This window comes from Lacinutrix cladophorae (genome assembly GCF_053604645.1).
Window position 1 is genome coordinate 35,435 of record NZ_JBSHNR010000071.1, and the last position, 11,523, is coordinate 46,957.

The following is an 11,523-nucleotide window of genomic DNA, read 5'->3' on the forward strand; positions in this document are numbered from 1 at the left end:
TAACTTTGTTATTCTTAAAAAAGTATTTATTAAAGCAAAAGGAAGATTTCCACATTCGTGGAAAATATTATGATTCATATTCACGAAAAAACATTACAAGATTTAGAGTTTTCAACCGTTTTACAACAAGTAAGCGAACTTTGTATTACGCCTTTGGGTAATGCTGAAACTTTAAAAATAACACCTTATAAAACGAAAGAAGACTTAGTATTAGCCCTGCAACTTGTTGACGAATATTTATCTTCATTTCATAATGATAATAGAATACCAAATCATGGTTTTGATACGATTACGAAAGAATTAAAACTGCTAAAAATTGAAAATACTTTTTTAGAAATACATAGCTTAAAAAAGATAGTTTCCATTTCTTTAACTTGTAATGAAATAGTAACCTTTCTTAAAAAATTTAAAGAATACTACCCTAAACTTAATGACTTTGCTTTTTATATAGAAGTTACCAAAGAAATTATTGAAAAAGTAGATGCAAATGTAGACCGTTTTGGAGACATAAAAGATGATGCTTCTGCACTACTCTATGAAATAAGACAAAGTATAAATAAACTAAAAGGTAAAATAAATGGCAGTTTTACTTCTGCTTTAAACCAGTATCACCAATTAGATTATTTAGATGATATTCGCGAATCGGTTGTAGAAAACAAACGCGTACTTGCAGTAAAAGCGATGTACAGACGTAAAGTGAAAGGTGCTATCATGGGAAGCAGTAAAACAGGAAGTATTGTTTACATTGAACCAGAAGCGACTTTAAGACACACCAGAGAACTGAATAATTTAGAGTTTGAAGAAGCGGAAGAAATTGTTAGAATCCTAAAAGAGTTAACCAATTTTATAAGACCTTTTTTACCTTTATTAGAAAAGTATCAAGCCTTTTTAATCGATATCGATGTGATTTCGGCAAAAGCCAAATATGCAAGATCTATGGATGCTATTCTTCCGGAAATAAATACCGATAGAAAATTATATTTACGAGATGCATATCATCCTTTATTGTTTTTAAATAATAAAGAAAAGAAAGAAAAAACATTTCCGCAGACCATAGAATTAAAACAAGATAGTAGAATTATTGTTATTTCTGGTCCTAATGCTGGAGGTAAAAGTATTACGCTTAAAACCGTTGGCTTATTACAAGTTATGTTGCAAAGCGGCATGCTAATTCCTGTGCATGAACGTAGTTCTGCATGTTTGTTTGATAGAGTCCTAAGTGATATTGGCGATAACCAATCTATAGAAAATCATTTAAGTACGTATAGTTACCGACTAAAACAGATGAATTATTTTTTAAGAAAGTGTAATAAAAACACACTTTTTTTAATTGATGAATTTGGAACCGGTTCCGATCCAGAACTTGGTGGTGCTTTAGCCGAAACCTTTTTGGAAGAGTTTTACCATCGAGAAGCCTTTGGGATTATAACCACGCATTATTCTAATTTAAAATTGTTGGCCAACGAAATGCCTAATATGCAAAATGCCAATATGCTTTTTGATGAAAAAAGTTTAGAGCCAATTTATAAATTGGTAGTTGGTAATGCAGGAAGCTCGTTTACTTTTGAAGTAGCACAGAAAAATGGTATTCCGTATAGTTTAATAAACAGATCGAAAAAGAAGATCGAACGTGGTAAAGTGCGCTTTGATGCTACCATTGCAAAGCTTCAAAAAGAACGAAGCAAACTAGAAAAAACTGGGCAGTCCTTAAAAGAAAACGAAAAGAAAAAACTTGCGGAAGCAGATAAGCTAGAAGAGATTAATGCGAAAGTGCAAAAAAAACTAGAGAACTATCAAGAACTTTATGATAGCAATCAACGCTTAATTTATCTAGGTCAAAAAGTAAATGATTTGGCTGAAAAATTCTTCGATAATAAACAAAAGAAAGCTTTAATGGCTGAATTGTTTAAACTGGTTCAGATTGAAAATTCGAAGCGAAAGAAGGTTTCTGCGAAGCAGAAAAAAGTGATAAAAGCAAAAGAAACTCAAGTAAAAAAAGAAGCGGAAAAGAAAGTAGAAGTCATTAGAAAAAAGAAAAAGGAAGCCAAGAAAAAAGCTATTGTACCAGAAAAACCTAAAGCCATTTTAAAAGTTGGTGATCGCGTTCGTATGGAAGATGGTCGTGCTGTTGGAAGTATTGATAAAATTGAAAAAAATAAAGCTGTAGTAAATTATGGTATTTTTACGACTAATGTTAGTATAGAACAACTAGAACTAGTAGAAGCGATAAAATAGTTTTAATTTTTAGAATACGACTAGAATATAAATGAACAATTTACCTAAACATAAGCATTTAATTTTATTTGATGGTGTTTGTAACTTATGCAACAGCACTGTGCAATATGTAATTAAACAGGATAAAAAAGATGTATTTCGTTTTGCTGCACTGCAAAGTGATATAGGTAAAAGTATTATAGAAAAATACAATATCGATACCGTAAAAACCGATTCGATACTACTCTACTCTGAAGAAAATGGATTAAAAGTTAAATCTACAGCTGCATTATATATTGCAAAAGATTTAGGCTTTCCTAATAATATATTGGTGGTTTTTTTAATTGTTCCCACATTTATACGAAATGGCGTTTACAATTATATTGCAAAAAATAGATATAGATGGTATGGTAAAAAAGAATCTTGTATGATACCAACACCAGAATTAAAAGGGAAGTTTTTAGGCTAACTACTAGTCTATTCTAGTAAAAGGAATTTCAGAAATATTACTTAGAATAAGCTGTCCATCTTCATTAAAAGAATAAGGTGTGCTTATTTCTTCATTCATTAATAAGGATAAATAGTTGTTTGCAGAACTCCATTCTAAAGAAATTGCATTAGAAATGGCTGTTGCATTATCATACGTTTCCGAAGTTATTTTAATCCCAGAATTATCTGCATAAAAAACAAATTTATTTTCAAAACTATCATTAGAGTCTATACGTTGCCAAACACCAACTAATGTATTTGTTTCATTAAAATTATCATCAGCATCTGTACTGCAAGAAAATAAAGTAGAAAGCACCGTTAATACTACAATAAGATTGAAAGCGATATTTTTTTTCATTTCAGCAGGTTATTAGATTGGGGAATCGTGTATAATTAGCAAAGTTTATTACTTCTCTTTCTTTTAAAAATTAAATGTTTTCTTCCAGAAAGTGTGTTTTCAATAATGTATTTATAGGATTTCTTTCTTGCTATTGATTTTTGATCTACAATAAAAGATAATTCTAATGTATCTATAGTTTTAATAGATATATTTTCTGTTGTTATTGTATAAACTTTTAATTCGTTTACTAATTCACTTTCTTGAGCAATTGTAGTAAAAAAAGAAAAAGTAACCAAAAAGAGGGTTGATACAAGTTTCATGAGACCTTAAATTTATTAGTCAAATGTATGTTTAGTATTGAACACTAAAAAATTAACTCGATATAGAACAAGTATATTAGATAAGAAAATAAAGAATGCAAAAAAAACCGATAAACAACTATACTATTTTAAACTATCTAAAATAAAATCTATGGTTTTATTTGTGTTTTTGTTTTGCAAATAAGAATCTGTTATATGTTTAGCAGGAACAGCAAACCCTTTATTATGTAAGGATTGTATAGGCTCTAAATATGCTAAAGAGATTTTTCCTGTGAGTAAAAATTTTAAATCTTTACCTTGCTTGTAGTAGTTGTATATTTTTTTAAGGCCTGTTAAATACAAATAATCTTTAGTAAACCCTCCTCCACGATGCGCTCTAACAGTAATGTAAAATGCGGTTTCTCTATCTAAATCATATTGATTATGAAGTTGCCTAAAAGTTCTTGAAAACGAATACCCTTTTGCCAAACCATCTACCGCAATTACACGATAAGCTAGTTCTTTTAATCTTCTTACTGTTAAATTATTACTCATGTATTCAGAAAAAACAGCCAATCCTTCTTGCGTTTCTTCATAATTAGGAAAACCATGTGAAAATATCTTCAACGGATGCAATAAACCATTCATAGCTGTAACCATATGTACACCAATTTCATGATTGGTTAATACTGCAATTTCATTTTCAGAAAACGTATGATTTTCATTGATCACTAAGGTTTGTATATTGTTTAAAACCATAGCGATAGCGCTCATTTTATTGGAAAGCTTTATGTGGTAAGTAAAATCGTATCGTGTAGAATAATCTCGAAATTTTTGTTCTGTTTCTTCGATCGTATACTTAGGAAGAAATTGTTCGTCTTTTTCATCTTCCTCATCAAAATGAAGGATAAATTTTGCGTTTTCTACATCGTCTTCTGTTGGTGTTCCAAAGGAATGTAGCGAATTATAATAAAATTTTCTTCCTTCACCAATAGTTTCAATGCACTTAATAAGACCAGAATATGCATAAATAATATCTTCGTATAATGCTCTTATTTCTTTATCTTCAATTTGTTCAATGGGTTGCGCGAATAATTCACGATGTAATTTAAAACGATCAAAATTTATTGTTGGATAAGTAAATATAGGATCTGTTAAATATTTACTAGAAAAGAAACGTTCCTTTTCTGCTTCAATATTTGTGGGGTTTACATAGCTTAAGAGCTCTATTTTCTTTACAAGCTCGTCAATTCTACTGTCTATTTTAAGTAAATTTTTAGTATCTGTATTTGCTGCATTCATAAATGGAAACTATCTGTATTTTTTATAAAATGCTGTTGCGTGTTCTGTTAGCCTAGTTTGTAATTCGTTTTCTACAGCAGCAACCACTTCTGGATACATTATATAGTTTTGCTCATCACAATACACTTTAGCAATTTCGGTTGCCAAAACTAATGTATTATTAAAGCTATTGGTAATATATTTTAAAAAATAACCATTGCCTTGAAAAGTATCGTTAATTTTAGAGCTACTTTTTATAGCATTTGGCAGTTTCATTTCGCTAAGACTTTTTCGCCAAGACTCGATAGTTTCCTCAAATCTATTAGTATCTAGATTCGATGTACCTAAATTCCATGTTGGTACTTCCCTATCCCAACGTTTCCAGTTGTAGCTGTGCATATCGTAAACTACACAAAGGCCAAATTTCTCTTCTAACTTTTGAATAAGCGCATGTACTACTTTATAAAAATTGGTGTGTTTATCTAAGCTTTTAGTTTTCATAGCTTTTGGAAGTGGATTTTTCCAAAGCTGTTTTCCCCAAGCATCAGTATAAATTGCAGTTTCAGGAGTTCTATTTAAATCGTATTCAAATCTAGAATCCATTCCTGCAATTACAATAGGATGCGTTTGCACCATATTTTTGGTTTCGGGGTCTTCTTCGTACCAACGTTCATATGCTGTATGCAAACAATTATTCCAAAGTTCTTTTCTAAATTGATGTCCATCGTGTACAGCAGCACAAGCATAGTGTACATAACTTTCAATTTTTAAAGTAAAAGAATAATCGGAAGCAACTGCATGAAAGCATTCTTCGGCTTGAATTTTAGAAATAATTTGTGCAATGGTTAGTTTTTGCATTTTATACACTTAATAATTTGCTTAAACTTCTATACATAGCACGTTCGTAGACATCAAACTCACCATCTGCAAAGAACATCTTTTTTATTTCGGCCAGTAATGTATTTACATCGTCTTGATTAAAATGATGTTCTTTTAATCCTGCTTGAATTTTCTGTATGCTTTGGTAGTCATTATCCGCATCAAATTCATCATGAATTTTTTGAAACGTTTGCATATTTACTTTTTCAATTATCAGGTTTCTTTCTTTATTATCCTCTTCAAAATTAGAATTTGCAGCATATAATAAGGTGTAAGCAATCAATTCATTTTTTGTCCAATACATAGTTTTTTCTTTATTTACTAAACTTCCATATTCGGTCCATGAACCATCATAAACCAACATATTTTTATAACCTATTAATTCGGCTCCTAGTGCTAAAACACAAGCTGTAATACCTGACCCACAAGAGAACACGAGGTTATCTTCATTTAAAGTTACTTTTTTAAAAATCGATTTAATTTTATCTTTAGATACTAGTTTATGGTTTACTAGTAAATCTTCAAAAGGAAGATTTTTAGAATTTGGAATACTTCCACTTCTTAACCCTTCTCTTGGTTCTGGAATATCACCACAAAATCTACCTGTAGCTCTTGCATCTAAAATGGTATAATTTTGATCTTCTTGAATCTTCAAAATATCTTGAAAAAACAACATATAACCAGGTTGTAACTTCGCTTCAAAATCACCTTGTTTTACTTTGTGAATTTGTTTTATTTCTGTTGGAAAATCATTTTGTTTCCATTCTGGAAAACCTCCATTCAAGACTGCTACATTGGTATAACCAAAAGCTTTAAATAACCACCAAACTCTAGCGCTTGAGTAAATTCCTTTTTCATCATATACAACAATTGCTGTATCTTTATTTATCCCTAATTCTTGAGCAGAATTTGTAAATTGTTCTTCGGAAGGAAAAGCACTTGGAAATTGATCGTTTATATTGCTAAATTTCTTTTTTATATCGAAAAAACGTGTGTTTGGTATTTGTATTTCTTCCGGAAAAATAGCAACTCCTTTTTCAATTTTTGGGATGGTTCCATTTAAAATGACCAGATTGGAAGCATTTAATTTTTCATGTAACCATGCTGTTGAAACTATAGGTGTTTCTATAATAAGATTATTCATAAATTAAGGAGTTTCGGAAGACCGCTATGCTTCATCTACCGTTTTACGTAAACGGGATCTTCTATCGAAAGCTTGTAGTTTATCTAATACTTTACTTTCTAGAAAGTCTATTACACGTTCTTCTACTTTAGTTTTACTTTTATACACTTTGTTAATGTATGTGATTCCTCCTGGAGACATCACATTTACTTCTACAAGTTTTCCTCCTATAACATCGATACCAACAAAATAAAGCCCATCTTTCACCAATTTTGGTCCAATTTGTTTGCATAATGCTTTTTCGGCTTTAGTAAGCGAATGTTTGGCAATACTTCCTCCTGCAGAAACATTAGATCGATGATCGTCGGAACCTGGAATACGTTTCATAGCACCAACTGGTTCTCCATTAAGTAATAATATACGAACATCTCCTTGGTCTGCCCCTTCTATATAATCTTGAAGAATTACATAATTAGAAGAACCATCGGAATTACTATTAATATAAAAATCTAGTAGCGAATTAATATTACTCATTGCAGATTTTTCTATTAAAATTACTCCAGACCCACCAAAACCATTTAATGGCTTGATAATCATTTTATCGGATTTAGATTCTTTAATCTGCTGTACTAGATATTCTTTATTTTTAGATACGTGAGTATTTGGTATAATATTACTATGAGCATCTCCAAAAGCTGCGGTATAGAGTTTGTTATTTGCTTCACGCATTCCTTGCAAAGAATTTATAATAAATACATCATCTTTTACAGAGTCTAGAAAATTAAGCATAATTGGATCTAACGGCGGATTTGCTCTAAAAAAAATAGCATCAAAACCAGCAAGAGGTAACATTTCTTCTCGTAATTGAGCTTTATTATAAAATGCTTTTAAAGAGGATGGTACCTTTTCCATTCTACCAACTACATTACAAAAAGCATTCGTAACACTATCTCTAATGGTAAGGTTTGCAGGTGTACACATTGCAACGCCGTGTCCTCTTTTTGCACATTCTTTAATTAGTGCTAAACTTGTATCGTTTTCAGCATCAATTTCACTCCAAGGATACATTATAAAGCAAACATTCATAATAATTCGTTTTGTTTGGTTAGTAAATTAAAAATAGAAAAATTATTTTACTTGTTCATAATTGTCGTCCCAGTTTTTCACTTTAGGTTTTCCTAGTTTCCCTAAAGACTTTGCAACGATCATAGATACGGTTGCATCTCCTGTTACATTAACAACAGTTCTGCACATATCTAGAGGTCTATCTACAGCAAATATTAGCGCTAGTCCAATTGGTAATAATTCGGCAGGAAAACCAATAGATTCTAATACAATTACTAACATTACCATTCCTGCACTTGGTACAGCAGCAGAACCAATTGATGCTAGTAAAGCAGTGGCAATAATAACTAATTGGTTAGTAAAAGTTAATCCTTCTGGCCAAATAACTTGCATTATAAATACGGCTGCAATACCTTGGTATAAACTGGTTCCATCCATATTTACAGTAGCTCCAACGGGTAAAACAAACCCAGAGACTTCTTTATCTACCCCTAAATGTTCTTCTACACGCTCCATGGTTACAGGAAGTGTTGCTGCACTTGAGCTCGTAGAAAAAGCTAATAATTGTGCTGGACTTAATTCTTTTAAAAACCAAAGTGGAGATTTTTTTACCACAAACTTGATTAAAATTAAATAAAAACCAATCATCAATAATAACCCACCAAATACACAAAGTGCATACCAAAGCAGTTTAATAAGAATTTCTGTGTCATCGAAAGCAATAATAACATTTGCTAGTAAAGCAAAAACTGCATAAGGAGCAAATAGCATAATTAGATCTACCATTTTCATAACTACTTCATTTAAAGAATCAAAGAATTTGACTAATGGTTTTGCTTTTTTATTAGGGATAAGTAATAAACATATACCTACAAATAGTGCAAAAAAGATAACTTGTAGCATTTTAGCTTCTCCTAAAGCGGTGAAAATATTACTTGGAAAAATATCTACTAATGCTTGTAATGGTCCTGCATCTTTAGTCATTTTTGCTTTACCAATCATAATATCTGCATTCCCTTGGTATGTCGTTTTGATTTTTTCTATAGTTTCGGCAGGCATTCCTGTTCCTGGCTTTACTAAATTTACAATAGTTAAGCCTATTATAATTGCGACTAAAGTAGTACCTATATATATTCCAATGGTTCTTAAACCCATGGATTTAATTTTTGAAATATCTTTTAAATCGGAAATACCTTTAATTAGCGATGCAAGAATTAGTGGTACAGCAATTAATTTTAATAGATTTATAAAAATGGTTCCAAAAGGAGCAATCCAATCGGTTACAAATCCTTTACCTCCATCTATAGTGTTCATTAAAAATCCAAAAATAATACCTAGGATCATTCCTATTATAATTTTCCAATGTAGTGCTAGTTTTTTCATATATCTTTTTTCTGAAAGTAAAATCTGTTTAGTTAACCATCTATTTTTATTAGGAATCCCTAAAATTAGTAGGAATGACAATTGTTCTTGCTTGGCCTAGCCTTGATTGAAGCGGCATCCTTTTTTTGCTTTAATAAGTGGCAAAAAAAGATATAGCAGAAAGCGAGAAAAAGCTTCTAATTATTCACTTTATTTAACAAATAATAATCTGCTAAAACCAAAGCTGCCATTGCTTCTACAATTGGTATTGCACGAGGAACCACACAAGGATCATGTCTTCCTTTTCCTTGCATTTCAACGATTTCACCATTGCTATTTATAGTTTGTTGTTTCTGCATGATAGTTGCAACTGGTTTAAAAGCTACTCGAAAATAGATGTCCATTCCGTTACTAATTCCACCTTGAATTCCGCCAGACAGGTTTGTTTTCGTAGTTCCGTCTGCATTAAAGATATCGTTATGCGCACTACCTTTCATTTTAGCTCCACAAAATCCGCTACCATATTCGAATCCTTTTACTGCATTTATAGATAGCATTGCTTTACCAAGTTCTGCGTGTAGCCTATCGAAAACCGGTTCTCCTAAACCTACAGGAACATTTTGTAATACGCAAGTTACTGTACCTCCAATGGTATCTCCTTCTTTGCGTATTTCTTTAATTCGAGCAATCATTTTGTCGGCACTAGCTTGGTCTGGACAGCGAACAATATTAGTTTCTGTTTTAGAAAAGTCTAAATCTTGATACGGTTTATCAATAAATATTTCACCTACCGAAGATGTAAATGCATTTATTTTTACATTTTTAAGTACTTGCTTTGCAATTGCACCTGCAACGACTCTACAAGCGGTTTCTCGAGCAGAACTGCGCCCTCCACCTCTATAATCGCGAACACCATACTTTTTATCGTATGTATAATCTGCATGACTTGGTCGATATACCTCTTTAATATGTGTGTAATCTTTGGATTTCTGATTTGCATTTTTAATTACAAAACCAATGGGAGTTCCAGTAGTTAATCCTTCAAAAACTCCGGAAAAAAACTCTACTGTATCTGGTTCTTTACGTTGTGTTACAATTATGGATTGACCTGGTTTTCTTCGGTCTAGCTCCTTTTGAATAGCATTAAAATCTAATGCGATTCCAGATGGACATCCATCGATTACACCACCAATTGCTACTCCATGAGATTCACCAAAAGTGGTGACTTTAAATATGTTTCCAAAAGAATTTCCGGCCATTATTTTGTTGCTAATATGTTATTTGTTGCTAAAGTATACCTATTATTAGAGAAATAAAAAAAATAATTAGAACAATATTTTAATGTGTTAAGATTCATAATATTATCTTAATTTTAGTTTGCTCTAAAACAATATAAGTTTATTTTTGTTCCTTAAAAAATGATTGATATGAAAAACGTAAAAACAATTTTATTATTCGCCGCAGTTTTATTGATTGCTGCATGTAGTAGTGATGATAATTCGGCCTCAACACCTATGTCTACATTAACTGTAAACCTTACCGGAATAGAGCCGCTAGAAGGAGACTTAACGTATGAAGGATGGATTATGGTTGGTGGATCTCCTGTTTCTACTGGAAGATTTAATACAACTGCTGCATCTACTTCTAAAAACTTTAGTATTCCTACAGCAGATTTAGATGTAGCAACTGCTTTTATCTTGTCTATTGAGCCTACTGTAAATGATGATGCTGCACCTTCTAATACAAAAATATTAAGTGGTAATTTTGTTGCTAATGCTGCAACACTAAACATTACTACAATGGTTGGTAACTTTGTAAATACTACAAATCCTTTTTCAGGATCTTTTTTAAAGACTACTCCAACAGATAATACTGGTGGAATTGATAATGGAAATGAAGATTATGGTATTTGGTTTATTCAAAATGGAACAACCGCTGGTTTAATTAACTTACCAACATTAGCAACTGGCTGGAAATATGAAGGATGGGTAGTTTTTAATACTGGATCTACTCCTGTAACTACAGGTCAATTTACAATGGCTAATGGTGTAGATAGCGCTTCACCTTATAGTGGTAACGAACCTGCTCCATTATTTCCTGGAGAAGATTTCTTATCTAACTTACCAGCTGGTGTAGACGGAAACATTAATGGTTTGCCAGTTGTAATTTCTATTGAACCAGACCTTGATGGTGATGCTAATACTCCATTTTTCTTAAAACCAATAAGTGGTACAGAAGGTATTAATTCTAATGCTTTAAGTGTAACAACCAATATAAACGCACTAATTAGTGGAACTGCTCAAATTAACTAAGTAGTACTTAAAATATAGATTTGTAAAAGCCTCGTTTATCGAGGCTTTTATCTTTTTGTTGGTTTAGCAATATTCTAAATTAGAATACGCATAACACAAACTTTACAATTAACTAGTAATTATATAATTAAGAGGTAATATTTAAATAACATTAGTATC

11 protein-coding genes are annotated in these 11,523 nt (G+C 31.5%); 3 read left to right on the forward strand and 8 right to left on the reverse strand.

Features of this window, described 5'->3' with window-relative positions; genetic code table 11:
- The first annotated feature begins 69 nt into the window (after positions 1–69).
- Together ACVC3Y_RS01605 and ACVC3Y_RS01610 are read left to right on the forward strand one after the other, a co-directional pair.
- On the forward strand, positions 70–2,235 hold the full coding sequence (locus ACVC3Y_RS01605) for an endonuclease MutS2 (RefSeq protein ID WP_452225929.1): 2,166 nt from the start codon (positions 70–72) through the stop codon (positions 2,233–2,235).
- A gap of 31 nt (positions 2,236–2,266) precedes the next feature.
- On the forward strand, positions 2,267–2,683 hold the full coding sequence (locus tag ACVC3Y_RS01610; RefSeq protein WP_452225930.1) for a thiol-disulfide oxidoreductase DCC family protein: 417 nt from the start codon (positions 2,267–2,269) through the stop codon (positions 2,681–2,683).
- Between the two features lie 3 nt (positions 2,684–2,686).
- Here ACVC3Y_RS01610 and ACVC3Y_RS01615 read toward each other — a convergent pair whose 3' ends face one another.
- The 8 genes from ACVC3Y_RS01615 to aroC all read right to left on the reverse strand — a co-directional run bounded on the left by ACVC3Y_RS01615 (position 2,687) and on the right by aroC (position 10,311).
- A complete protein-coding gene (locus ACVC3Y_RS01615) occupies positions 2,687–3,061 on the reverse strand; it encodes a hypothetical protein (RefSeq protein WP_452225931.1) in 375 nt (124 codons plus the stop codon).
- Positions 3,062–3,096: 35 nt separating this feature from the next.
- A complete protein-coding gene (locus ACVC3Y_RS01620) occupies positions 3,097–3,363 on the reverse strand; it encodes a hypothetical protein (RefSeq protein ID WP_303425773.1) in 267 nt (88 codons plus the stop codon).
- Positions 3,364–3,486: 123 nt separating this feature from the next.
- Positions 3,487–4,644 (reverse strand): flavohemoglobin expression-modulating QEGLA motif protein, encoded by a 1,158-nt coding sequence (locus ACVC3Y_RS01625; RefSeq protein ID WP_452225932.1) that lies wholly within the window; start codon positions 4,642–4,644, stop codon positions 3,487–3,489.
- A 9-nt stretch (positions 4,645–4,653) separates the two neighbouring features.
- Positions 4,654–5,481, reverse strand: coding sequence for an N-formylglutamate amidohydrolase (locus ACVC3Y_RS01630; RefSeq protein ID WP_452225933.1), 828 nt, complete (start codon positions 5,479–5,481; stop codon positions 4,654–4,656).
- Position 5,482: 1 nt separating this feature from the next.
- A complete protein-coding gene (locus tag ACVC3Y_RS01635; protein WP_452225934.1) occupies positions 5,483–6,646 on the reverse strand; it encodes a sulfurtransferase in 1,164 nt (387 codons plus the stop codon).
- A gap of 24 nt (positions 6,647–6,670) precedes the next feature.
- Positions 6,671–7,711: a glutathione synthase gene (gshB, locus tag ACVC3Y_RS01640; protein ID WP_452225935.1), complete on the reverse strand. Its 1,041-nt coding sequence runs from the start codon at positions 7,709–7,711 to the stop codon at positions 6,671–6,673.
- A gap of 42 nt (positions 7,712–7,753) precedes the next feature.
- Complete coding sequence (locus ACVC3Y_RS01645; RefSeq protein WP_303425764.1) at positions 7,754–9,073, reverse strand: dicarboxylate/amino acid:cation symporter; 1,320 nt, start codon at positions 9,071–9,073, stop codon at positions 7,754–7,756.
- Between the two features lie 176 nt (positions 9,074–9,249).
- Positions 9,250–10,311, reverse strand: a complete 1,062-nt coding sequence (gene aroC / locus ACVC3Y_RS01650; RefSeq protein WP_452225936.1) for a chorismate synthase — start codon at positions 10,309–10,311, stop codon at positions 9,250–9,252.
- A gap of 168 nt (positions 10,312–10,479) precedes the next feature.
- Here aroC and ACVC3Y_RS01655 point away from each other — a divergent pair, with 168 nt between their 5' ends.
- Positions 10,480–11,364: an anti-sigma factor gene (locus tag ACVC3Y_RS01655; protein ID WP_303425760.1), complete on the forward strand. Its 885-nt coding sequence runs from the start codon at positions 10,480–10,482 to the stop codon at positions 11,362–11,364.
- The last annotated feature ends 159 nt before the right edge of the window (positions 11,365–11,523 follow it).